Raw genomic sequence first — 22,191 nt, 5'->3', positions numbered from 1 at the left:
CCGTCGCAGGTATTGGGCCCGGGTGGGCCGGCTTTGTGACTTGCATTATGAAAGTAACTAGGTCTATATGGTGTCCTGTGGCTTTCATTATGAAAGTAACACAAGGATGGCCCTCATGCACGATAGCAGCCTGATCAATCCGCAGTGCCCCATCGCCCGCAGCCTGGAACGGGTGGGGGAGTGGTGGAGCATGTTGATTTTGCGCGAGGCGTTCCTGGGCGCCAGCCGTTTCGACCAGTTCCAGAAGAATCTGGGTATCGCGCCCAACATGCTGACCCGCCGGTTGCAGACGCTGGTGGCCGACGGCCTGTTGGAAAAGCGGCCCTACAGCACGCGGCCGCTGCGCCATGAATATGTGCTGACGGCTGCCGGCCAGGACTTCCGCCCCGTGCTGTGGACCATCATGGCCTGGGGCAACCAGCATTTCGCACCCGAAGGCCCGGCCATTCAGCTGGTGGACAGCGCTACCGGCGCGCCCGCCGAACCGATGCTGGTCGATCGCCATACCGGCCGGCCGCTGACCTACCCCGCCTTCCGTGTCGTGGCCGGCCCCGCCGCCGACGCCCGCACCAAGTCGCGCTATCCCACCTGGCCCGCCACCACGCCCACGCCGAACCCCACCGAATCCGCCGACGCCCCGACCGGCGCCGCCGCTTGAAGGATGCGATCCCATGTCCAGCCAGACCTATGAACAGCAGCAGGACGGCCGGCTTGCCGGCAGCCCGGTGAAGTCGCGGCGCCTGGGCCGCACGCTCCTCCTTTCCGTCCTGGGCCTCGGCCTGGGCGTGGCCGCCGCAGCTTACGGCTATGATTGGTGGACCAGCGGCCGCTTCATCGAAAGCACCGACGACGCCTATGTCGGCGGCGACGTCACGGTGATCGCGCCCAAGGTGTCCGGCTTCATCGCGCAGGTGGCGGTGACCGACAACCAGGCGGTGCACGCCGGCGACCTGCTGCTGAAGCTGGACGACCGCGACTATCGCGCCGCCCTGGCCCGCGCCGTCGCGGCGGTGGAGGCGCAGGAGGCCACGCTGGCCAACCTGGAGGCGCAACGCCGCCTGCAGCAGGCCGTCATCAACCAGGCCGCGGCCGGCGTCGGCGCCGCCAAGGCCGAGACCGACCGCGCCAAATATGACCAGGACCGCTACCGCGCCTTGTCGGCGACGGCGGCGGCCTCGATCCAGGCTTTCGAGAAGGCGGACGCCGCCTACAAGCAGGCGGTGGCGAATGGCGAGAAGGCCACGGCCACCCTGCAGGCGGCGCAGCGCCAGATCGACGTCATCGACACCCAGAAACGTCAGGCGGAGGCAGCACTTGCCGGCGCCATCGCCGACCGCGACACCGCGCAACTGAACCTCAGCTATACCGAGCTGCGGGCGCCCATCGACGGCACCGTCGGTAACCGCAGCGCCCGGCCGGGCGCCTATGCCACCATCGGCGCGCAGCTGATCGCCATCGTGCCGGCGCAGGGGCTGTGGGTGGATGCGAACTTCAAGGAAAGCCAGATCGCGGACCTGAAGGCCGGCCAGCCGGTGTCGGTCGAGGCCGATGTGCTGCCGGGCCGCCAGTTCCACGGCCGGGTGGTCAGCATGGCACCGGCCACCGGGGCGCAGTTCAGCGTGCTGCCGCCGGAGAACGCCACCGGCAACTTCACCAAGATCGTCCAGCGCGTGCCCGTGCGCATCCTGCTGGATGGTGAAGGCAGCCTGCTGGGCAGCCTGCGGCCCGGCCTGTCGGTCACCGCCGCCATCAACACGAAGGAGGGCGCCGCCACCCCGGGCAAGGCGGTCGCCGCCGCCGGGAAGACGGCGCCGTGACCGCCGCCACGGCCGCCGGGGGTCCAGGGGTGGCGATAGCCGCCCCGCGCAAGAAGGAACTCTCCCCCCGGGGCAAGATCGTCGCCTTCGCCATCATGTGCGTGGGCATGTTCATAGCACTGCTGGACATCCAGATCGTCTCCGCCTCGCTGCGCGACATCGGCGGCGGCCTGTCGGCCGGCACGGATGAGACGGCCTGGGTCCAGACCAGCTACCTGATCGCCGAGATCATCGTCATTCCCCTGTCCGGCTGGCTGGCGCGGGTCATGTCCACCCGCTGGCTGTTCGCCGTCTCCGCCGCCGGCTTCACCCTGACCAGCCTGCTGTGCGGCTGGGCCTGGGACATCCAGAGCATGATCGCCTTCCGGGCGCTGCAGGGCTTCCTCGGCGGGTCCATGATTCCCATGGTCTTCACCTCCGCCTTCGCCTTCTTCGCCGGCCCCCGCGTGGTGGTGGCCGCCGCCACGGTGGGGGCCTTGTCCTCGCTGGCGCCCACCCTGGGGCCGACCGTGGGCGGCTGGATCACCGACCATTATTCCTGGCACTGGCTGTTCTTCATCAACTTGGTGCCCGGCCTGTTCGTCACCATCGCCGTGCCCCTGATGGTGCGCATCGACGAACCCGACTGGTCGTTGCTGAAGGGGGCCGACTATCCCGGCATGCTGCTGATGGCCATCTTCCTCGGGTGCCTGGAATACACGCTGGAGGAAGGGCCGCGCTGGGACTGGCTGGACGACGACACCATCCGCCTGACAGCCTGGATCTCGGCCGTCGCCGGTGTCGCCTTCATCGTCCGCAGCCTGACCTATGCCAACCCGGTGGTGGATCTGCGGGCGCTGAAAAGCCGCAATTTCGCCCTGGGCTGCCTATTCTCCTTCATCACCGGCATCGGCATCTTCGCCACCATCTATCTGACGCCGCTGTTCCTGGGCCGGGTGCGGGGGTTCAGCGCGCTGGACATCGGCCTCACCGTGTTCTCCACCGGCCTGTTCCAGGTCAGCGCCATCCCCCTCTACACCATCCTCGCCAAGCGGGTGGACCTGCGCTGGCTGATGATGGTGGGGCTGACCGGCTTCGCCCTCAGCATGTGGAACTTCACCCCCATCACCCATGACTGGGGCTGGCGGGAACTGCTGCTGCCCCAGGCCTTCCGCGGCTTCTCCCAGCAATTCGCGGTGGCGCCCATCGTCACCCTGACCCTGGGCGGCCTGCCGCCGGCGCGGCTGAAGCAGGCGTCGGGCCTGTTCAACCTGATGCGCAACCTGGGCGGCGCCATCGGCATCGCCGTGTGTGGTACCATCCTGAACGACCGCACCAACCTGCACTTCGAACGCCTGGCCGAACATCTGACGCCCGCCAGCGATCCCATGCGCGCGCTGGTGGCCAGGGTGGCGGCGTCGGACGTCGCGACCCTGGGCGGGGACGCGCTGCGGGGGCAGGAGGCGGCCCTGAAGCAGCTGTGGACCCTGGCCTACCGCGAGGCCCAGACCATGGCCTATGCGGACGCCTTCCTGGTCATCCTGGTGTGCTTCGTCATCGCCACGCTGCTGGTGCCCGCCATGCGCAAGGTGGGGCCGCCCAAGGGCCCCTCCGCCGACGCGCATTGAGGGGCCCGGCTGGGAAATTCCAGGCCGGGGACCATCCGGTCACCCGGCCTGGTTACCGGCATCCACCAGGGTGGGCAGCGATACGCCCAGGCGGGCGGCGACGCCGGCGCCGTAGGCCGGGTCGGTGCGGCCGAAATGGGCCAGCTGGCGCTGTTGCAGGGCCACGGGCATGCCCCGCATGCTGGCGGCGACATCGTCCATCAGGATGGCCCGCTGCGCCGGGCTCAACAGCCGGAACAGGGCGTTCATGCTGGCCATGATGCGTGCTCCTTCATTGAGCGTTGGGCTGCTGGGCGTTGGGACCACCATCGCGTCCGCCCGGTTGGCGTCGGCCCGGTCGTTGGCGGCGGATTGATGGCTGAGGTCGGCCATACCGGGCACGGATTCGACGCGGCCGCAGGTCATGCAGAACAGGGCGGGATAGCGGGCCATTCACGTCATCTCCTACGGGCTGGGCACGCGCGGACACGGGGACTAGGCGGCCGGTTGATCCAACGATGCCCAGCATGATCGTCGCCGGTGCCCTTGGATTGTACGGGGCAGCGGCCTTTTGTTCGTCTGTGTGGCGACATTGGGCCGCGCCGGGCCGGCCTGGAAAGATCCGCTTACAGCGACAAGGTCAGGGCCGGCTGGGCCGCCGGTTGAGCCTGCTGGGCAAAGGCGATCAGGTCGGATGCCGGCATGGGCCGGGCGTAGACATAGCCCTGGATGTGGCGCACGCCCATCTGGCTCAGGCGGTCGCGCGTCTCCCAATCCTCCACCCCTTCCGCCACCAGCGACAGCCCCAGATCGCAGGCGATGGCCACGCTGGCCCGCACGATGGCGTCGGCGCGGGGGTCGTCGCGCAAGGTGCGGATGAAACTCTGGTCCAGCTTGATGCCGGTGAAGGGAATGCGGTGCAGCACGCTGAGCGAGGCGTAGCCGGTGCCGAAATCGTCCAGGTACACGGCCATGCCGGCCTGCCGCAGGGTGGTCACCGCCTTGTTGACCACATCGAAATGCACGATCGACTGGGTTTCCGTCAATTCCACCCGAATGGCGCCATGGGGCACGCCGTACTGGTCGCACAGGGTGATCAGGTGGTCCACCAGGTCGCTGGCCTCCAGATCCTCCACCGACAGGTTGATGGAGATGGGGATGTCCAGGTCGTGCAACTCGCGCCAGGTGGCGGCGGTGCGTACCGCGTGTTCCACGATGGCCTTGGTCAGCAGGCGGATTAGGCCGCCGCGCTCCGCCAGGCCGATGAACTGGCCGGGCGAAAGCATGGTGCCGTCGGCCTTGACCCAGCGGGCCAGCGCCTCGACCGCCACCACCTTGCCGGTGTCGGCGTCCACCACGGGCTGGAAGTGCGGCTGAATCTCGCCGCGCGCCAGCGCCTGGGGCAGGCTGCGCAGGATGCGCCGCTCCTCTGTCGAGAAGCGGGTGTGGGGGATCAGGTCCCAGATGCGGCGGGCCAGGTAGACGACCAGGCCGGCGATGGCCACCAGGGCCAGCAGGCTCAGCATTTCCCCCCGCGCCATGCTGAGGCCCGTGGCCTCCGCCACCACGTCGCGCAGGCCGTCCCAGGTCAGGACGGCCAGCAGGACGACCAGCAGCGCGCCACCGGCCAGCAGGTTCAGTAAACCACTGTCGTGCCGGGTGGGGGAAAGCAGGGGCAGGAACATGGCATGCTCGTGAATCATGCGGGCATGCCCCGCAGGATGCCTCATAGGATGCAATTTCACTGTGATGGCCATCGCTGGTTGCCCCGTCATCCCCGTCATCGACGGTGCGGATCATGGAGACGGCATCCCAATGCGGTAATCCCTACCTAGGTGTTAGCCGCCGGTCGCCCAAGTGCGGCCAACTGTCATCATCCTGAGATGCGCCTGGACTATGGTCCGGCGGTTTTCGGGGCCGACCAGCCATCCGTCAGGGTGCCCAGAAAGGCGATGATGTCGTGAATGTCCCGTTCGTTCAGCGCCGGCGGGTCGCCCGGGTGCCGGCCGAAGGGCGCCTCCATGTTGACGGCCGCCAGTACTGTGCCCTGCGCGGCCACCGGCAGGTCGTCGAACTTCATGACGCTGCCGTCGGTCCGGCGCGGGTACCATTTGCCGGGGTCGCTGTCGCGCTCCGCATAGAACTCCATCACCTGCCGCAGGGTGTGGAAGACGCCGTTGTGCATGAACACCTGGCGCAGCGCCACGTTGCGCAGGGTGGGGGTGCGGAAACGGCCGCAGTAATCGGCGACGCCGGTGAAATCCGTGCGCAGCGGCCCGCACAGGCCCTGGTCGAAATAGCGGGGGTCGGCGTTGGCCGGGATGTCGCGGTTGCGCGGCACCCCGATGGCGATCAAGCCATAGTCGGTGAAGTGCGGCGGCGTGCCGTCGTTGCCCCGCCGGCTGATGTGGCAGCTGGCGCAGTTGCCCCGCGCCGGATCCTCGAACGCCTCCAGCCCGCGCCGTTCGTCGTCCGTCAGCGTCGCCTTGCCTGCCAGAAAGGCGTCGTACTTGCTGGTGTAGGGATGGAACAGGGCCCCGTCCTGTTGGAAGACGTCCAGCGCCCGCAGCGCCAGGTCCACCACATCCGCCTGTTCCCCCGCCGTTACGCCCACCGCGCCGCGCAACTGGGCGCCATAGCCCGCCCGCTCCAGCCGGCCCGCCAGGTCGGCGGGATCGGTGTTGCCCATCTCAAACGGGCCGAACAAGGGCACGCGGGCCTGTTCCCGCTGGCCGTCCACCCGGCCGTCCCAGGTCAGGCCGCCGGTGGGGCCGTTGTCGATGCTCTCGTCCCCCTCATCCTCCGGCGTGCGGTAGTGCTCGGCGAAGGGGGGGACGTCCTGCAAGTACATGAGGGACGGCACGGCGCGCAGGCCCGGCGTTCTGCCATCCGCACCGCCCAGGCGCACAGCCGCCCCGTCGGGCGGGCCGAAGGCGTGCGCCGGGTCGTGGCAGCTCGCGCAAGCGAGGGTGCCGCTGGCCGACAGGCCGGGGTCGAAGAACAGCCGCCGCCCCACCTCCGCCAGGGCCGCCGCCTGGCGGCGCACCTCCGCCCGGCTCAGGCCCTGGGCCGTGGCGGGGGGCGGCACCATCAGCCAGACGGCCCCCAGGCCCAGGAAAATCGCCGCACCCAGCGCGACGCGGCCGCGCCGGGGGATGTGTTTTTTTGTGTCTGCGTATAAGACCTTCAGCAAAAGCGAAACGACGAAGAAGGGGAACATCATGGCAATGGGCATGGGGCGGAGCGGAAGCTTGCGTCAGGGTGTGGCCGCGGTGGCGCTGGCCGCCGGCATCATGGCAGGGTTTGGTGACCGGGCGATGGCGGCCAAGCCGGCCGATGACCTGGACAAGATCAAGACCGTGGTGGTGATTTACGCGGAAAACCGCGGCTTCGACAACCTGTACGGCACCTTCCCCGGCGCCAACGGCATCGCCGACGCGCCCCAGGACAGTCTGGCGCAGCGCGACCGCGACGGGTCCGTCCTCAAGGAACTGCCCCCCATCTGGAAGGGCCTGACCGCCCGTGGCGTGACGCCGGAGGTGACGCAGGCCCAGACGGAGCATTTGCCCAACCAGCCTTTCGCCATCGATGATCCCAAGGGTTTCAACCTGGGCCAGGGCGTCATCACCCGCGACCTGGTGCACCGGTTCTATGAGAACCAGATGCAGATCGACGGCGGCAAGAACGACAAGTTCGTGGCCTATGCCGACAGCGGCGCCCTGGTCATGGGCCATTACGACGGTGCCAAGCAGGCGATGTGGACGCTGGCGCAGCAGTACACGCTGGCCGACAACTTCTTCATGGGCGGATTCGGCGGTTCCTTCTTCAACCACTTCGTCCTGATCTGCTCGTGCGCGCCCTATTACCCGCATGCCGACCAGGGCCCGGCCAAGGGCTCGATCTCGGTGGTGGAGCCTGACCGCGTCAGCCTGACGCTGGCGCCCAACTCGCCCAAGTCGGCCATCGAGGGCGCGCCGAAGTTCGTGAACAGCGGCAACCTGACGCCCGACTTCTATGCCGTGAACACCATGCAGCCGTCCTACCAGCCCAGCGCCAACAAGCCAGCGCAGGGCGGCGATCCCGCATTGGCCGATCCGGCCAACCCCACCACCCTGCCGCCGCAGACCATGACCAACATCGGCGACCTGCTGAGCCAGAAGAAGGTGAGCTGGGCCTGGTACAGCGGTGCCTGGCAGGCGACGCTGGACCACGGCAACGCCGAGCCCGTGCCCAACTTCCAGTACCACCACCAGCCCTTCAACTACTTCGCCAGCACCGCCCCGGGCACGAAGGCGCGCAAGGAGCACCTCCGCGACGGCGGGCTGGAGGGCAAGGCCTTCATCAAGGACATCGACGCCGGCACGCTGCCCACCGTCACCTTCTACAAGCCCCAGGGCAACCTGACCCAGCATTCCGGTTATGCCGACGTGGCCTCGGGCGACGCCCACATCGCCGACATCGTGAAGCACCTGCAGGCCTCGCCGCAGTGGAAGAACATGCTGGTCGTGGTGACCTATGACGAGAACGGCGGCTACTGGGACCACGTGGCCCCGCCCAAGGCCGACCGCTGGGGTCCCGGCACCCGCATCCCGGCCATCATCATCTCGCCCTATGCCAGGAAGGGCTATATCGACCACACCTTCTACGACACCACCTCCATTCTGCGCTTCATCACCCGCCGCTTCGACCTGCCCAAGCTGGAAGGCATCAAGCAGCGCGACGCCGCCCTGGCCGCCAACGGCAGCCCGGCCCTGGGCGACCTGACCGGGGCGCTGGATCTCGCCCAGAAATAGATGGCCGAGGGGTTCGGATTTAAGCGGAGCGGGCGCCGGCGACGGCGCCCGTTTTCGTTTCAGCCCGTTTCACTTCAGAACGCGTACTTCACCGTCAGGCTCAGCACCGGGTACCAGCTGTAGTCCTTCACATCGTCGCGCAGTTCCTGGCGCTCGGCTTCCAGGCGGCTTTCGAAGTCGGGGGTGGTGGTGACGGGGCCGCTGGCGTCGAGGGAGACCTTGGGCGTGCCGTGGTATATGGCCCCGAGGTCGAAGCCGAAGCGCCAACGGTCGGCCACCGCGCCCTCATAGCCCACGCCGATATAAGGGGCGAAGCGGTTGAAGGCGATTTTGCCGTTCAGGCTGCCGACCTCGCTGGCGGTGTAGGTCATGCCGTGGATGGTGTAGGTGGCGTTTTGCGGCGTACCCTTCAGGTCGACCTCGTTCAGGTTCAGGCGCGCGCCGGCGGTTACGCGCCAGCCGTCGCCGAAGGGATGCAGGTCGGCCAGGAGGCCGAAGGACTCCAGCGTGGCGTCGCCGTCATAGCGTACGTCGCGCACCGTGTGGTTGGCGGAAAAGCTGAAGCCGTTGGCGTTCAGGCGCAGGCCGAAACGGTCATCGAAGCGGGCACCGACCTCCGCCCCCAGGCCCAGGGTGCTGACCACCGGCCCGACGCTCAGCAAGGGACCTCAGCCCGCCGGATCGGCCGTCTGCGCCTGGGCGGTGAGCGCGGCGGACACGGTCGCCAGCGCCACTGTGGCGGCCAGGATGCGGCGGGCGTTGCGGCGGTTGGGCATAGTCGTCGGGGCTCCGGTCACGGTCATGCTGCGCTTCAACAGGCTGGCCGCACGCCGTGTTCCTTGGGGATTCGGGGGATCATTTTCCGGATAGGGCGGCAATACCTTCGGCGATGGGGATATCCCCAGCCGTAGCGGGGCAATATATGGATTACCGCGTCGGTTGGGGGCCGGGGGACCGGGCCCTTGACAGGGGGCGGCCGGGCGCCTGTTCTGGCCGGGCTTTCTGATCCCCTGTCGCCTGAACGAATGACCATGCCGCTGCTGCGGACCCTGCCCCTGAGCACGCTGGATGACGCGGCCTATGACCGCCTGTGGCCCCTGCTGGATGAGGGGGAACGGGCGCGGGCCCGTCGCTTCGTGTTCGAGGTCAACCGGCGGGAATATGTGGCGGCCCACGGCCTGGCCCGGCTGTGGCTGGGCCGCCTGCTAGGCCGGCCGCCGGCGGCGCTGGCCTTCGCCCCCCTCACACCGCAGGGCAAGCCTGGTCTGGTGGACGCGCCGGCGGGGCTGGATTTCAACCTGTCGCACACCGACGGCCTGGTGGCCTGTGCCGTGACCCTGGAGGTTGGCACACGGATAGGCGTGGATGTGGAGCGCGGCGAACGCCGCATCGGGGCGGAGTTGGCGACGGCCATGTTCGCGGCGGAGGAACTGGCTTGGCTGGATGCCCGCCCCGCCGGGCGCAGCGGGCCGGACCTAGTGACCTTCTGGACCCTGAAGGAGGCCTACATCAAGGCCCTGGGCCTGGGCCTGTCGCTGCCCACCGACAGCTTCGCGATCGCGCTGGATGGCCCGACCTTGATCCGCGACGGCGGCTCCCTACCGGTGGGCCAGGCCTGCCGGCTGTGGGTGCGCGACCTGTCCAGCGGTCACGCGGCCGCCGTGGCTTGGATGGGACCGGCCTGGATTGAAGGGAAGGGCCAGCCCCCCACCGATCTGGTGATGGAGGAGGGGCTGGCCGACCTGTGGTGATCAGAAACTTTGGGCCACGGTAAACCGGACGGAGCGGGGCTCCAGCGGGTGGGCGTGCAGATCGCCGACACCTTCCGCCGGTTCGCCCTTCAGGCGGTCGGTGTAATAATAGTCGGCGGCGTCATCCTTGCTGTCGAAGACGTTGTAGAGGCCGATGCCGAAGCGCAGGCCGCTTTGCAGCGTGTAGTTGGCCGTCAGGTTCCATTCCTGGCTGCCCGACGAGTGCACGCTGTTGTCCTCGACCAGCGGGTGGGCGCCGAAATAGCGGTATTCCACCCCACCTGACCAGGGGCCGAGGTCACGCAGATAGATGCCCAGCGAGCCGATCAGCTTGGGCGCGTCGGGGATGAAGCTGCCGGCTGGATCGCTGTCGGTATAGCGGGCGTGGCTGAAGGCCATGCTGCCGTAGAATTCCAGCCAGCTGAACGGGTTGTAGGTGGTGTTCAACTCCACCCCGCGCCGGCGGCTGGGGCGCCCGGCCTCCGTCTGGCCGACATCGGCGTCGTAGGTCAACTCCGACACGAAATCCATCTGGAAGGCCGTCAGCGTGGCGGTCAGGTTGGGCAGGATGGTGCTGCGGATGCCCACCTCCTCGCCATCGGCCTTGGCCAGCAAGGGGGCGTTCCCCTGCGATGCTCCCCGCACGTCGTCGCTGTGGAAGCCGCGGCCGGCGCTGAGGTAGACCTCCGTTCCCTGCCACAGGGTGGCGATGGCGCTGCCCTTGGGCTGGAACAGGCGGGCGGCCACCACGCCGGCGTTGCTGCCGTGGTCGGTGGCGGTCAGGTAATCCTCGCGCATGCCCACCACAGTGCGTAGCCAGGGCGTCCAATGGCTGGTCGCCTGGACATAGGCGCCGCCGCCGGTCTCCTGAACGTTGTCGTTGCTCAGCTGGGCATAGGCCACGCGGGCCCGGGTCGCCCGCAGGTCGACATGCACATCGTCGAAGCGGGTGTCCAGGCCGGCGACCACCTCATGGTCCAGGCCCAGCAGGTTCACGAGCCGGCTGTAGCTGACGGCGCCGCCGGCCACCATGCGGTTCTCATCCTGGGCGTGCTGGTCGCCCTGGACGGGATTGTCCAGGAAATGGGTGAAGTTGTTCCACAGCGTCAGTTGGTTGTTGATGACATAGGCGTTGGCCGTCACCTCGCCGCCAGCCAGCCAGCCGGCCTCGACCGGCATGGCAAAGGTGCCCGACAGGCTCATGCGCCGCGCCTGGCCGCCATCCGTGGGGTCCAGGGTGCCATAGCGGCCGATCAGGCCTTGCGCGATGGCGCGTTCAGGCTGGTCGGTGGTGGCGTTCCACAGGCCACGGTAATACATGGCCGTCACGCTGAAGCCGTCGTCCCGCGCGCCCTGGCTGTAGCGCAGCACGGCGTTGCCCTTGCGCAAATTGTCCGGATGGTCCCAGGGGCCGTCATAATGCACCAGCTCACCGCCCGCCATCAGCTGGCCGGCGCCCAACTTCGTGGTGCCGGCGGCGAAGGCGCGCTGATAGCCCAGCGTGCCCGCCGTCAGCGCCACCTGGGCCGGAACCTCGTCCAGGTAACCCATCTGGATGGACCCGACGGCAGAGAAGTCACCCTGCGCCGCGAAGTAGGGGCCCTTGGTGTAGCCGATGCCGCTGGCCAGCTCGGGAATCACGAAATTCAGGTCGGTGTAGCCCTGGCCGTGCGCATGGGTGCGCATATTCACCGGCATGCCGTCCACGCTGGTGGCCATGTCGGTGCCGTGGTCCAGGTTGAAGCCACGCAGCAGATACTGGTTGGCCTTGCCCTCGCCGCTATGGCTGGTGACCACCAGGCCGGGCACCGTCTCCAGCATCTGGCCCACGCGATAGGCGGGCAACAGATCCAGTTCCTCCTTCACCACCACGCCCTGGCTGGAGGTGGCGGCCGTGCCGATCAGGTCGCGGCGGGCGGCGGTGACCACCACGTCGTCGAGGGGGACGGGGGACGACGCGTCGTCGTCCATGCCGGCGGCAAGGGCGGCCGGGCAGCTCAGCAATAGCAGCGATGTTGTTATTCCGGTAAGGAAACGACCCATGGTTGGTTGGCCTTTGGCAACGTGACACGTCACCACGGGCCAAAGATCGGATCACCCACCATCGGCCTGGATATTCCCCAAACGGCCGGAACGGCGGGCGCCCTTTCCCCACTGGTGCACCCCGCCCAATGTGCCCGTGCGTGACCACGGCGTGACGGCAGGTCTCCTGGCTCACGGGTCATCACCCTGGCACCGCCTTCCCGGTTTCCCAGTGGCTTCGATCCCCACCGCGATAGCATGCGCGGGGATGGTGTCGGGCTCGCCGTTCACAGTTGCGGGGGCAGCCGCGGCATCGGGGAGGGAATTCCCCACCGCGTTCCCTTTTCATCCCGCCCGGACAGGGCGGGAACCGTCAGGGCTTTTCTACGGGGAATTGCAGGCGCATGCAAACGCGATGTGGCAGCGCGGGGGTGAGCACCCTGGCGCACAAGCTTGGCGGTTGTGTGACAACGGCCACCCACGCCGGGGCATGGCAGCAATTCGGGGGGCTTCGAGCGATTTCCCTTGTACCTGGGACCGCTCACAGCCACTTATGCGGTCTTAAGGAATGGATGGCATCATCCGTTCCCATGCCGGGCCGCTGGGTCCGGCGGTATCCCCCGGGTGGCGCGTAGCGGTGGCGGCCAAATCGCCCCTGTAGCACCCAGGGCATACTCGACCTTCTGACACATGCCTGCCGGCACGCGCCCGGGCAAGGGCTTGACCGCGATCCGCGGCCGCGAGAAACGAACGCGGCCGGCGCGTCGCCCTGGGATTCCAAGACATTGACCGCTTTCGACACCCTTTCCCTGCGGCCTGAGATTCAGGCCGCTTTGGCCCAGCTGGGCCATCACACCGCCACCCCCATCCAGGCGCGGGCCATTCCCCATGCGCTGGAGGGCCGCGACATTCTGGGCATCGCCCAGACGGGCACCGGCAAGACCGCCGCCTTCACCCTGCCCATCCTGCAGCGCCTGGGGGCCGCCCCCTCGGCCCTGCCGCTGCGCATGCCGCGCGCGCTGATCCTGACCCCGACGCGTGAGCTGGCGGTGCAGATCGGCGAGAGCATCACCAATTACGGCGTGGGTCTGAAGCTCAGCCACACCGTCATCCTGGGCGGCGTCGGCCAGGGCAGCCAGGTGAAGGCGCTGGCCAACGGCATCGATATCCTGGTGGCCACGCCCGGCCGCCTCCTGGACCTGATGACCCAGGGCCACGTGCGCCTGGACAAGGTCGAGGTGCTGGTGCTGGACGAAGCCGACCGCATGCTGGACATGGGTTTCATCCACAGCCTGCGGAAGATCATGGCCAAGCTGCCGGCCAACCGGCAGACGCTGTTCTTCTCCGCCACCATGCCGGCCGACGTGTCGGAGCTGGCGAACAAGATGTTGCGCGACCCGCTGCGGGTCGAGGTCACGCCCGTTTCCACGACGGCGGAGCGCATCACGCAGCAGGTCATCTTCGTGCCGGCGGCAGAAAAGCGCCATGTGCTGGTCGACCTGATCCGGGGTGACGCCGGCATGCAGCGCAGCATCGTCTTCACCCGCACCAAGCACGGCGCCAACCGCGTGTCGGCCCAGCTGGAGCAGGCGGGCATCGAGGCCGCCGCCATCCACGGCAACAAGTCGCAGAATGCGCGGCAGAAGGCGCTGGACGGCTTCCGCGCCGGCACCGTGCGCGTGCTGGTGGCGACCGACATCGCCGCGCGCGGCATCGACGTGGACGGCGTCACTCACGTGGTGAACTTTGAGTTGCCCAACGAGCCGGAGACCTATGTGCATCGCATCGGCCGCACCGCCCGTGCCGGCGCCTCCGGCGTCGCCGTGTCGCTGTGCACGGCCGATGGGGATGAGCGCGCCTACCTGCGCGACATCGAGAAGCTGATCCGCAAGTCCATCCCGGTGGGTGAGCGGCCCGAGGCCACGCCCCAGGCCGCCGCCGCCCCGGTGAGCCGTCCGCCCCTGCCGGCCCGCCAGCCGCGCAACGGCGGCGGCAATGGCGGTCGCGGGCAGCCCCGCGGCCAGCGCGGCGCCGAGGGTCAGGCAGAGGCTCGGCCCCAGGGCCAACGGCCCGCCCGGAATGATGGCCAGCGGCCAGCCCGTAACGACGGCCAGCGGCCGGCCCGGACGGAGGGCAACCGCCCGCAGGGCCCGCGTCCTGAAGGGGTGCGTCCCGAGGGCGGCCGTCCGCAGCAGCAAGCGCGCCCGCAGGGTCAGCGTCCGGCCCAGCCGCAAGGGCAGCGTCCCAACGCCCCCCGTCCGGCCGCGCCGCGCCCCGTGCAGGATGGCCGTGGCACCCAGTTCTCCAGTTTCGTGGCGGCCTTGAACGCCAACGAAGACCAGCAGCCGTCGCGCGAGGATCGCAACCGTCCGCGCCGCCGCCGCTGAGCCGCACCACGTCTGAGTTTTGATGGTTCTTTAGGAAGAGGAGGTCCCCATGGGCCGCAGCAGCAAGCCGAAATCCAAGTCCGTCAGCGAATTCGTCCTGTTCGACGTCCTGTATGACGATGGTTCGCGGTCGTCCAACCGCCGCGTCCCCTCGTCCGAACTGGGCGGCCTGGACGGTGACGAGCCCGCCCGCGCCATCATCGAGGCGCAGGACCGCGAAATTGCAGCCATGTCCGGCAACCCGCGTGGCCGCATCAAGACGCTGACCCGCTCGCCGGTCCGGTGAGCGCCGGGCTGATCCATCCGCATCGCCGACGCGTATTGAGAAACGTCCCGTGCCCAGGCCCGGGGCGTTTTTCTTTTTTTGGCTTTGCGGGGAGGAAAAGGCCTTGGGACCACTGCTGCGCCAGGCCGCGATCTACGCGGCGACCCTTATCGCCTTCCTGGCCCTGGATGCCGTCTGGCTGACCCGCATGGTTGGGTTTTACCGCCAGGTGATGGGCGACATGGTGGCGCCCCAGCCGCGTCTGGGGCCGGCTGCCGTGTTCTACCTGCTCATGGCGGGCGGCATCGTCTTCTTTTGCGTGGAACCGGCGACGCGGTCGGAGGCGCCGCTGATGCAGGCGCTGATGCGCGGCGCGGTGTTCGGTCTTCTCACCTACGGCACGTACGACCTTACCAACCATGCCACCTTGCGCCTGTGGTCCGCCCGGCTGAGCGCGCTGGACATGGCGTGGGGGACCATTTTGACCGCCGTGGCGGCGGCGGCCGGCTGCACCACCGCCCTCTATTTCAGCAAGAATCCATAATGGTTGCCGCCGGCCGTGCGGTTCACGGTCTGGCCTGGGGTATAGTCGAAGGTATCGTCCAGGGTCAGGCGCACGAAGATGGGCTTTCCCATCATGTCCACGTGCGCCAAATCCGCTATCTCATAGTGCACATGCACCTTGCCACCGGCCAATGACACCAGGGTGACATCGCCGCCGATGCAGACCTGGCCGTTGAACTTGGCGCGCACGTAGTAAGTGTCGCGCCCATCCGCCAGAACGGTGGATTCGACACGCCGTACGTCCACCGGCGTCAGCGGCAGCTCGATCCGGTACATGGTCAGCACGTCCGTGCCTGTGGGGCGGGTCGTGTGGAGGTCCAGGGCGCAGGCGGCCTGCAACATCTTCTGGTCCGGTCCGGGGCCCATGGGGTCATCGCCGGAGCACCCGCCTAGCGCCAGGCCGGTGACCAAGGCCAGGACCGCCCCCATCTTCATCCCTTGCCGCATGCCCATCCCCCGATACGCTATCCCCCGGGCGGCCGATCGCCCCCGCCAGCTAATCGTCCGGTGGGGCGGACGGTCAAGGATCTATTCCGTGTCCCGCCTCAGTGTCCCGCCGGGGCGGCCAGGGGAAGAAGGCGCTGGTACGTCGGCAGTAGTCGGCGAACGCAGCCCCCCGGGACCGGGCCATATGGGCCTCCAGCGGCGGCAGGCCGGAGACATGGACCAGCAGGACATACATCATGAGGGGGCCGACGAAGGCCAGCCAGCCCCAAGGCCAAAGCCCTTCCGGCCCCGGTGCCAGGGCGAAGCAGGGATAGGCCAGCCAGCTCAGCCATTCGAAAAAATAGTTGGGATGCCGCGACCAGCGCCACAGGCCCGCATCGCAGACCCGGCCATGGGCATCGGGCCGTCGGCGGAAGCGGGCCAGCTGGGCGTCGGCCATCCCTTCGCCGGCAATGCCTCCCAGCAGCACCAGCGTTCCCAGCAGGTCCATGCCGCCAAGGCCCGGTGCGGGGTTACGGGCGGCGGCATAGACGGTCAACCCCAGCAGGGCCGCGGCCACGGCCTGGCTTTGCAGGAACCAGAACAGGCGCGCAGGTGCCCGCGACCCCCAAACGCGCATCAGCTCGGCATATCGCGGATCGTCACCGCCGCCCCGGGTGCGCGCCCCGATATGGGCGGCCAGCCGCGCCGACCACAGCCCCACCAGCGTGGCGACCAGGATTTGGCGGGCGGTGAGGGGCGCCCCGTCCACGGGAACCAGGGCAGCGGCCAAGCCACCCGCGCCGACGGCCAGCGACCAGCACGTGTCCACCCAGCCCGATTGGCGGGTGCGCCGCTGAATGGCCCAGGCCAGGGCCATGATGGCGCATTGGCCAAGTGCCACGGCCGCCAGCAGAAGGACGGGCGCCAAGGGTCAGAGCCCGACCAGCGGCTGGACCAGGCGGCCCAGCAGGCTGTGGATGCGCAGCCGGCCGCGCACGGCGATCAGGCACAGGCAGTCGCCATCCGGCTCTGCCAGCGGCTGGTGATCCACGCTGGCATCCACCGCCGCCATGTCGCCGGAGGCGAAGCGGCCGAAGACGTCGCTGAAGGCGCCGTCGACGACGCAGGTGTATTCCTGGCCCCGATGGCCGTGCATGGGTATGGCCATGCCCGCCGCCACCCGGAACAGCATGACCTTATAGCCCTGGGCAGGGTCGACCCGCACCGCGCGTCCCCGGATGCCGGGTGCGACGAAGCGCCAGGGGCCCAAGCGCTGGCGGCGCAAGGCGGGGGGCAGCATCGGATCGGCGTCAAGGGCGGGCACGTCGGCAAGCGGCCGTTTACTTTCCAGCCGGGCGCCATCGAGCCGGGCAAGCGTACGCTCCAGCGCGTCATCGGCCAGCGCCACGGGACGCTGGCTGTTCAGCAGTGCGCCACCCAGCGCCTCCCATGCCCGCACCTGGTGGCGGCAGACGGGGCAGAAGTCGAGGTGGGTGGCCACAACCAGCGCGGGGCCGTCAGCCAGGGTGCCGGCCGCGTGGCGTGACAGCAGGTCAGCGTCGGGATGGTGGGTGGGGCAGGGCAGGGAGGGGGGAGGGCGCATGGCGGCGATCATCGTTCGGCCCCCCCGGGATCGATCACGCCACGCAGGCGGGCCATGGCCAGGCGCAGGCGCGACTTGACCGTCCCCAGTGGAATGCCCAGGCGGCGGGCGATGTCCGGGTGCGGCGCGTCTTCAAAGAAAGAAAGCCGCACGACCGCCAATTGATCCGGGGGCAGGGTGTCAAGGGTGGCGCGCAGGCGGTCCGCCGCCTCCGCCGCGAACAACAGGTCGTCCGCCGGTTCCGGCTCGGACGGCGTTAGGCTTTCCTGCGCCACGGCGGCCTCCGCCGCGCGGCTGCGGCGCGCCGCGTCGATGCGCAGGTTGCGGGCGATGGTGAAGATCCAGGTGGCGGCCCGCGCGCGGGACGGGTCGAAGATGGCCGCCTTGCGCCAGACGGTCAGCATGACCTCCTGCGCCAGCTCCTCCGCCTCCATGGACGGCAGGCCGGTGGTCAGGAGATAGCTTTTGATACGGGGGGCGTAATGCCGGAACAGGGCAGAGAACGCGGCGCGGTCGCCCTGTGTGGCGATGGCCCGCAGGTGGCGGGCGTGCACATCCTCCAACACGACCGTGCCAGCCGTGGCGCCGGCCGCGGCGCGGCCTTCCGGCAGGATACCATCTCCACCGCCGGTCAAGCGGCCGTCCCCCGGCCGGGACCAGGACATGCTGGGCCGGCCGGTCGATGGCCGGCGGCGGGGGGATGCGGTTCGAAGGGTGCGAGCGTCATGCATGCCACTCTATACGAACCACGGCGGATTTGGATCAGCCGCTCTAGCGACTGATCCAGCATTCACCTTGGCGCGTATAGGGGGCACAAGCTTTTACTGCCGGGCGTGGGAGGCATGGGGCCGATGTCGGACATGGATGCGGACTTGGCGGATGCGGGGAACCCCGGCGCCCCAATGTCTGGCCACAGCGCCCTCTACCGGGGCTGGGTGGCCCACCGCCGCACCTGGCCGCGCCGCCACCATCTGCGTTATCGCGTCTGGTCCATGCTGCTGGACCTGGATGAGCTGCCGGCCCTGCACCTGCGGCTTCGGCTTTTCTCCCACAACAGTTTCAATCTGCTCTCCTTTCATGACGCGGATCATGGGGACGGTTCTGGCAGGCCCCTGGCGGACCAGGTGGCGGAACTGCTGGCCGAGGCCGGAGCCGGCTACGACGGCGGTGCGATCCGGCTGTGGTGCATGCCCCGCGTTCTGGGCTACGTCTTCAATCCCATCAGCATTTATTTCTGCCATCGCCGCGACGGCACGCTCTGCGCCCTGGTGCATGAGGTGAACAACACCTTTGGATTGCGGCACAGCTACGTCATCCCGGTGGATGCCCAGGCCACCGCCGATGGCGTGGTGCGCCAGCACTGCACCAAACACCTTCATGTCTCTCCCTTCCTGGACATGGACGCGCGGTATGAGTTCCGTGTGTCCCCGCCCGCAGAGCGCTTGACCGTTGCCATTCAGGTGCGCCCTGGCGAGGACCGGGACGGTCGGTCCGCGCCCATTCTGTCGGCCTGCTTCAGCGGGCGGCGCCTGGCGCTGACTGATGTCGGCGTCCTGGTTGCTTGGGTGGCGCAGCCGCTGCTGACCTGGAAGGTCGTGGCCGCGATCCACTGGCAGGCCCTGAAGCTGTGGCTGAAGGGGGTCGGCTTCCGGTCCAGCCCGCCGCCGCCGCCCCGCTCCGTCACCATCGTCACCTCCGCCGACCCTGGCCTCTAGGACTTCACCACCCATGTCATTGGACGTCTCTCCCACCCCCGTGGCCTCATCCCCATCCCTGCAACGGCTGCCTGCCGCCCTGGTGTCGCGCCTGACGGCGCGGCTGGCGGTGGGGCAGATCACGGTGCGGTTGCCGGACGGCAACCGGCTGACGCGGCGGGCGGCGCAGCCTGGGCCCGAGGGCGTGTTGGAACTCCATCGCTGGCGCGCCGTGCGGCGGTTGGCGCTGGGCGGCGACATCGCCTTCGCCGAGGCCTATGCCGATGGCGATTGGTCCAGCCCCGACCTGCCGGCCTTGCTGGAACTGGCGGCGCGCAACATTTCCCGGCTGGACGGCGCCATGGCCGGCACGCCGCTAACCCGCATGGTGAACCGACTGCTGCATCGCGGCCGCGCCAACACCCGGGCCGGCAGCCGCCGCAACATCATCGCCCATTATGATTTGGGGAATGACTTCTATGCCCGCTGGCTGGACCAGGGCATGGCCTATTCCTCCGCCCTCTATACGTCTCCCGACCAATCACTGGAGGCGGCGCAGGCGGTCAAGCTGGACCGTATCGTCCAACTGCTGGGCATCAGCGGCGGGGAGCGGGTGCTGGAGATCGGCTGCGGCTGGGGTGGCTTGGCGGAACGGATCGCGCGCGAAGGCTGCCACGTCACCGGCTTGACCTTGTCACCCGCCCAGTTGGCGGCGGCGCAGGACCGGTTGATCGAGGCCGATCTGGGCTGTCGCGCGGATCTGCGCCTGCAGGACTATCGCGACGTCACCGGCACCTATGACCGCATCGTTTCCATCGAAATGCTGGAGGCGGTGGGGGAACGCTACTGGCCGCTGTACTTCCGGACGCTGCGCCAGCGCCTGTCCGATGATGGGGTGGCGGTGCTGCAGGTCATCACCATCGACGATGCCCGCTTCGACCATTACCGCAGCAATGTCGATTTCATCCAACGCCACGTCTTCCCGGGCGGCATGCTGCCGCCCCCCGGCCGCCTGGCGCGGGAGGCGGCGGCGGCCGGGCTGCGACTGGATGGGGCGGAAACCTTTGGCGACAGCTACGCCCGCACCCTGGCGGAATGGCGCCGTCGCTTCCATGCCGCCTGGGCCGATATCCAGGCCCAGGGCTTCCCGCCCCGCTTCCGCCGGCTATGGGATTATTACCTGGCGTATTGCGAGGCGGGGTTCCGCGCCGGCCTGATCGATGTCGGACTCTATCGCCTGGTGCCGGCGTCCGGTGCTTGAGGCCTATCAGGCCACTCTGCGCAGGGGCTCGCGCACCGACAGGCGCACCTTCATGCCGGCGCGGGGGGCGCCCAGGGTGATGCCGCCCTCCGGCACCTGGGCGGCCAGCGGCCCGGATAGCGCTTCGATGTCGAAGGTGGTGACCAGCATGGCGGCCAGGGCCGTCAGCTCCGCCGTCGCAAGCTGTGCCCCGATACAGGTGCGCGGGCCGGCGCCGAAGGGCACATAGGCGAACTTGTCCGGCTGCGGGCCTTCCAGGAAGCGGCTGGGTTTCAGTTCCAGCGGGTCCGCCCACTGGTCCGGCCGGCGGTGCAGGGCCCAAGGGCACAGCAGGATCGAGGTGCCCTTGGGAATGGGCACGCCCGACACCACGTCGTCGGCCAGGGCCGTGCGGGCGAACCACCAGGCACTGGGGTAGAGGCGCAGCACCTCCTGCACCAGGGCGCGGGTGCGGGGCAGATCGCGCAGCAGGCCGGGGCGCATCTCCCCATCGGCGGGCAGCCTCTCCTCCACCTCCTGCCGCAGCCAGGCGGCCAGATCCGGTCGCCGGGCCAGGGCGTAGGCCAGCCAGCAGCCGGCGGTGGCCGTGGTTTCGAATCCCGCCACCAGGGCGGTGATGGCCTCGTCCCGCATGACCGCCGGGCCGTACTCCGCGACCAGGGGGTGCAAGGCCGCCAGGAAGCCCTTGGGGGCCTGGGCGAAGCCGGCGATCTGGCGTTCCATTTCCGCGATGGCGCCGCGGAAGGACCGGCCTTCCCGCGTGGGCAGGTACATATCCAGATCCACCAGCCGCCACATGGACAGGCTGAGATGGCGATGGGCGACGCAGCCCGCCCGGTAGATGGCATCCGCGGCCGCCGCGTCCTCCAGCCGTTCATGGAACAGGGCCGCGATCACCATGCGCATGGTCAGCCGGCCCATCAGACCATGCAGGTCGATCTCGGACCCGCTGGTCCGTGCCAGGCCCGCCGCTTCCCGCGCCAGCACGCACAGGGCCAGCTCCAGCCCGTGGTTCAGGCGGCTTTGCGAAAAGGCGGCCTTGGCGGCCTGGCGCGCGGCTTCCCAGCGCGGGCCGCTGGCGGTCACCATGCCCTCGCCGAACAGGGGGCGCAGGCGCGCCTGTTCGGCCCCCTTGCCATAGGCGTCACGGTTTTCCACGAGCACGCGCTGGAAGCCCGCCGGATGGCTGATCAGGAAGGCGGGCTTGGGGCCCAGGCGCAGGGCCACGGGGGCATCGGCGCCGATGCCGTGGCGCTCGACGAAGCCGATGGGATCGGCGGCGAAATCGGGCAGATCGCCCAGCACGGCGCGCCGCAGGGTGGTGATGAAGCTCATGGATTGGTCTCCCTCAAGCGGCGCGCGGGTCGGCGCCGGCGGTGATACTGGATGAGGGGCTGCCAGCGTAGGCCGGCACATCCAGGGCGATGATCACGGCATGGATGTCGCCCTTGTGGCCTTGGCCGACATGGATGGGGGCCGTCTCCTCCGTTACCGGCAGGCCGCACAGGCGCACAAAGCGGCCGAAGGCTGGTTCCACCACCGCGATCAGGCGGTTGGCGGCGCGCGCCACGCCGAAGGCGCCGATGGCCTGCACCAGCACCTTGCCGACGTCACGCCGGTTGGCCACGTCGGGGCAAATGACGAAGCGGCTGATTTCCCACACGTCCGGGGCGTGGGGGGCCGGCCTATCCCCCAGCAGCATGGGAAAGTCGCGTTCCAGCAGATAGGGTTCGGTGGTGGGCAGCGCCCGCCAATAGCCCACCATGCGGCCCCCCTGCAGTGCCGCGCAGTGCCAGGCCTTCCGGTCGAATCCGTCGAACTCTAGCAGATCGACCGAGGCCACGTCCCAGCCCAAGCCTTCACGAAAAACCCGATGCCGCAGCCGCCAGGCTTGGGCCAGCAGCTCCGGTGAGTCCGGTCCTGAAAAACTCACGACGCGCAACGATGACATGGTCCAACTCCGCCCGTTTTTCCGGGGTCAGTACGACATCGTTAGGGGCTTCGAAAAAGCTGGGCATA

Annotated in this window: 22 protein-coding genes and 1 riboswitch; of the genes, 10 read left to right on the top strand and 12 right to left on the bottom strand. The window is 68.8% G+C overall.

What is annotated here, in order from left to right; genetic code table 11:
• Positions 1-115: 115 nt before the first annotated feature.
• From FBZ88_RS01495 to FBZ88_RS01485, 3 genes are read left to right on the top strand one after another with little or no spacing between them, the layout of a single operon-like run.
• Positions 116-658 (top strand): winged helix-turn-helix transcriptional regulator, encoded by a 543-nt coding sequence (locus FBZ88_RS01495; protein WP_145615075.1) that lies wholly within the window; start codon positions 116-118, stop codon positions 656-658.
• A 13-nt stretch (positions 659-671) separates the two neighbouring features.
• Positions 672-1,817: an HlyD family secretion protein gene (locus FBZ88_RS01490; RefSeq protein ID WP_145615074.1), complete on the top strand. Its 1,146-nt coding sequence runs from the start codon at positions 672-674 to the stop codon at positions 1,815-1,817.
• Positions 1,814-3,424 carry a DHA2 family efflux MFS transporter permease subunit gene (locus FBZ88_RS01485; protein WP_145615073.1) on the top strand — a complete coding sequence of 537 codons (1,611 nt, stop codon included), beginning with the start codon at positions 1,814-1,816 and terminating at the stop codon, positions 3,422-3,424. Before FBZ88_RS01490 ends, FBZ88_RS01485 begins: the two co-directional genes overlap by 4 nt.
• A 39-nt stretch (positions 3,425-3,463) precedes the next feature.
• Here the strand turns inward: FBZ88_RS01485 and FBZ88_RS01480 are convergent, their stop codons facing one another.
• From FBZ88_RS01480 to FBZ88_RS01470, 3 genes are all read right to left on the bottom strand, one after another.
• On the bottom strand, positions 3,464-3,856 hold the full coding sequence (locus FBZ88_RS01480) for a catalase-related domain-containing protein (protein ID WP_145615072.1): 393 nt from the start codon (positions 3,854-3,856) through the stop codon (positions 3,464-3,466).
• Positions 3,857-4,029: 173 nt separating this feature from the next.
• The gene (locus FBZ88_RS01475; protein ID WP_186464140.1) at positions 4,030-5,106 is read right to left on the bottom strand and encodes an EAL domain-containing protein; all 1,077 of its coding nucleotides are present in this window, start codon (positions 5,104-5,106) and stop codon (positions 4,030-4,032) included.
• Between the two features lie 191 nt (positions 5,107-5,297).
• A complete protein-coding gene (locus FBZ88_RS01470) occupies positions 5,298-6,494 on the bottom strand; it encodes a cytochrome-c peroxidase (protein ID WP_145615070.1) in 1,197 nt (398 codons plus the stop codon).
• 160 nt (positions 6,495-6,654) lie between these two features.
• Here FBZ88_RS01470 and FBZ88_RS01465 point away from each other — a divergent pair, with 160 nt between their 5' ends.
• Positions 6,655-8,196 carry an acid phosphatase gene (locus tag FBZ88_RS01465; RefSeq protein ID WP_425465775.1) on the top strand — a complete coding sequence of 514 codons (1,542 nt, stop codon included), beginning with the start codon at positions 6,655-6,657 and terminating at the stop codon, positions 8,194-8,196.
• A gap of 74 nt (positions 8,197-8,270) precedes the next feature.
• Here FBZ88_RS01465 and FBZ88_RS01460 read toward each other — a convergent pair whose 3' ends face one another.
• A complete protein-coding gene (locus FBZ88_RS01460; RefSeq protein WP_145615068.1) occupies positions 8,271-8,858 on the bottom strand; it encodes a hypothetical protein in 588 nt (195 codons plus the stop codon).
• Positions 8,859-8,864: 6 nt separating this feature from the next.
• On the bottom strand, positions 8,865-8,999 hold the full coding sequence (locus tag FBZ88_RS31200) for a hypothetical protein (RefSeq protein WP_281290088.1): 135 nt from the start codon (positions 8,997-8,999) through the stop codon (positions 8,865-8,867).
• Between the two features lie 228 nt (positions 9,000-9,227).
• On the opposite strand from FBZ88_RS31200, the gene FBZ88_RS01455 reads away from it, so the two are divergent.
• Entirely contained in the window at positions 9,228-9,947 is a 720-nt protein-coding gene (locus FBZ88_RS01455) for a 4'-phosphopantetheinyl transferase family protein (protein ID WP_186464139.1), read from the top strand.
• Here the strand turns inward: FBZ88_RS01455 and FBZ88_RS01450 are convergent, their stop codons facing one another.
• A complete protein-coding gene (locus tag FBZ88_RS01450; RefSeq protein ID WP_246138447.1) occupies positions 9,948-11,990 on the bottom strand; it encodes a TonB-dependent receptor in 2,043 nt (680 codons plus the stop codon). It lies immediately after the preceding gene.
• A gap of 139 nt (positions 11,991-12,129) precedes the next feature.
• A riboswitch (cobalamin riboswitch) is annotated at positions 12,130-12,359 on the bottom strand.
• Between the two features lie 395 nt (positions 12,360-12,754).
• Here FBZ88_RS01450 and FBZ88_RS01445 point away from each other — a divergent pair.
• The 3 genes from FBZ88_RS01445 (at position 12,755) to FBZ88_RS01435 (ending at position 15,165) form a co-directional block, all read left to right on the top strand.
• Entirely contained in the window at positions 12,755-14,356 is a 1,602-nt protein-coding gene (locus FBZ88_RS01445; protein ID WP_246138446.1) for a DEAD/DEAH box helicase, read from the top strand.
• Between the two features lie 49 nt (positions 14,357-14,405).
• Positions 14,406-14,642: a hypothetical protein gene (locus FBZ88_RS01440; RefSeq protein WP_145615066.1), complete on the top strand. Its 237-nt coding sequence runs from the start codon at positions 14,406-14,408 to the stop codon at positions 14,640-14,642.
• Between the two features lie 103 nt (positions 14,643-14,745).
• Positions 14,746-15,165: a DUF2177 family protein gene (locus FBZ88_RS01435; RefSeq protein ID WP_246138445.1), complete on the top strand. Its 420-nt coding sequence runs from the start codon at positions 14,746-14,748 to the stop codon at positions 15,163-15,165.
• Here FBZ88_RS01435 and FBZ88_RS01430 read toward each other — a convergent pair.
• The 4 genes from FBZ88_RS01430 to FBZ88_RS01415 form a co-directional block, all read right to left on the bottom strand.
• Positions 15,144-15,632: a hypothetical protein gene (locus tag FBZ88_RS01430; RefSeq protein ID WP_145615065.1), complete on the bottom strand. Its 489-nt coding sequence runs from the start codon at positions 15,630-15,632 to the stop codon at positions 15,144-15,146. The two genes, FBZ88_RS01435 and FBZ88_RS01430, sit on opposite strands and share 22 nt — an antisense overlap.
• Positions 15,633-15,705: 73 nt before the next feature.
• A complete protein-coding gene (locus FBZ88_RS01425; protein ID WP_246138444.1) occupies positions 15,706-16,542 on the bottom strand; it encodes a DUF1295 domain-containing protein in 837 nt (278 codons plus the stop codon).
• A gap of 3 nt (positions 16,543-16,545) precedes the next feature.
• Positions 16,546-17,217 carry a ChrR family anti-sigma-E factor gene (locus FBZ88_RS01420; protein ID WP_186464138.1) on the bottom strand — a complete coding sequence of 224 codons (672 nt, stop codon included), beginning with the start codon at positions 17,215-17,217 and terminating at the stop codon, positions 16,546-16,548.
• An 8-nt stretch (positions 17,218-17,225) separates the two neighbouring features.
• Entirely contained in the window at positions 17,226-17,852 is a 627-nt protein-coding gene (locus tag FBZ88_RS01415; protein ID WP_246138443.1) for a sigma-70 family RNA polymerase sigma factor, read from the bottom strand.
• Positions 17,853-18,068: 216 nt separating this feature from the next.
• On the opposite strand from FBZ88_RS01415, the gene FBZ88_RS01410 reads away from it, so the two are divergent.
• Together FBZ88_RS01410 and FBZ88_RS01405 are read left to right on the top strand one after the other, a co-directional pair.
• A complete protein-coding gene (locus FBZ88_RS01410) occupies positions 18,069-18,932 on the top strand; it encodes a DUF1365 domain-containing protein (RefSeq protein ID WP_326486103.1) in 864 nt (287 codons plus the stop codon).
• A gap of 13 nt (positions 18,933-18,945) precedes the next feature.
• Positions 18,946-20,172, top strand: coding sequence for an SAM-dependent methyltransferase (locus FBZ88_RS01405; RefSeq protein WP_246138442.1), 1,227 nt, complete (start codon positions 18,946-18,948; stop codon positions 20,170-20,172).
• A gap of 6 nt (positions 20,173-20,178) precedes the next feature.
• On the opposite strand, the gene FBZ88_RS01400 is transcribed toward FBZ88_RS01405, so the two are convergent.
• Together FBZ88_RS01400 and FBZ88_RS01395 are read right to left on the bottom strand one after the other, a co-directional pair.
• Positions 20,179-21,507 carry a cytochrome P450 gene (locus FBZ88_RS01400; protein ID WP_186464137.1) on the bottom strand — a complete coding sequence of 443 codons (1,329 nt, stop codon included), beginning with the start codon at positions 21,505-21,507 and terminating at the stop codon, positions 20,179-20,181.
• Between the two features lie 13 nt (positions 21,508-21,520).
• On the bottom strand, positions 21,521-22,123 hold the full coding sequence (locus FBZ88_RS01395; protein WP_145615060.1) for an acyl-homoserine-lactone synthase: 603 nt from the start codon (positions 22,121-22,123) through the stop codon (positions 21,521-21,523).
• Positions 22,124-22,191 lie beyond the last annotated feature (68 nt).

Source organism: Nitrospirillum bahiense (assembly GCF_007828025.1).
GTDB lineage: Bacteria > Pseudomonadota > Alphaproteobacteria > Azospirillales > Azospirillaceae > Nitrospirillum > Nitrospirillum amazonense.
This window is presented reverse-complemented; position numbering and strand designations above follow the sequence as displayed.

Excerpts from the sequence above, each read along its gene's own strand:
- FBZ88_RS01495 (WP_145615075.1), top strand. The coding sequence starts at position 116 with ATGCACGATAGCAGCCTGATCAATCCGCAGTGCCCCATCGCCCGCAGC.
- FBZ88_RS01490 (WP_145615074.1), top strand. The coding sequence starts at position 672 with ATGTCCAGCCAGACCTATGAACAGCAGCAGGACGGCCGGCTTGCCGGC.
- FBZ88_RS01480 (WP_145615072.1), bottom strand. The coding sequence starts at position 3,856 with ATGGCCCGCTATCCCGCCCTGTTCTGCATGACCTGCGGCCGCGTCGAA.
- FBZ88_RS01475 (WP_186464140.1), bottom strand. The coding sequence starts at position 5,106 with ATGATTCACGAGCATGCCATGTTCCTGCCCCTGCTTTCCCCCACCCGG.
- FBZ88_RS01470 (WP_145615070.1), bottom strand. The coding sequence starts at position 6,494 with ATGGTGCCGCCCCCCGCCACGGCCCAGGGCCTGAGCCGGGCGGAGGTG.
- FBZ88_RS31200 (WP_281290088.1), bottom strand. The coding sequence starts at position 8,999 with ATGACCGTGACCGGAGCCCCGACGACTATGCCCAACCGCCGCAACGCC.
- FBZ88_RS01455 (WP_186464139.1), top strand. The coding sequence starts at position 9,228 with ATGCCGCTGCTGCGGACCCTGCCCCTGAGCACGCTGGATGACGCGGCC.
- FBZ88_RS01450 (WP_246138447.1), bottom strand. The coding sequence starts at position 11,990 with ATGGGTCGTTTCCTTACCGGAATAACAACATCGCTGCTATTGCTGAGC.
- FBZ88_RS01440 (WP_145615066.1), top strand. The coding sequence starts at position 14,406 with ATGGGCCGCAGCAGCAAGCCGAAATCCAAGTCCGTCAGCGAATTCGTC.
- FBZ88_RS01430 (WP_145615065.1), bottom strand. The coding sequence starts at position 15,632 with ATGCGGCAAGGGATGAAGATGGGGGCGGTCCTGGCCTTGGTCACCGGC.
- FBZ88_RS01420 (WP_186464138.1), bottom strand. The coding sequence starts at position 17,217 with ATGCGCCCTCCCCCCTCCCTGCCCTGCCCCACCCACCATCCCGACGCT.
- FBZ88_RS01410 (WP_326486103.1), top strand. The coding sequence starts at position 18,069 with ATGTCGGACATGGATGCGGACTTGGCGGATGCGGGGAACCCCGGCGCC.
- FBZ88_RS01405 (WP_246138442.1), top strand. The coding sequence starts at position 18,946 with ATGTCATTGGACGTCTCTCCCACCCCCGTGGCCTCATCCCCATCCCTG.
- FBZ88_RS01400 (WP_186464137.1), bottom strand. The coding sequence starts at position 21,507 with ATGAGCTTCATCACCACCCTGCGGCGCGCCGTGCTGGGCGATCTGCCC.
- FBZ88_RS01395 (WP_145615060.1), bottom strand. The coding sequence starts at position 22,123 with ATGTCATCGTTGCGCGTCGTGAGTTTTTCAGGACCGGACTCACCGGAG.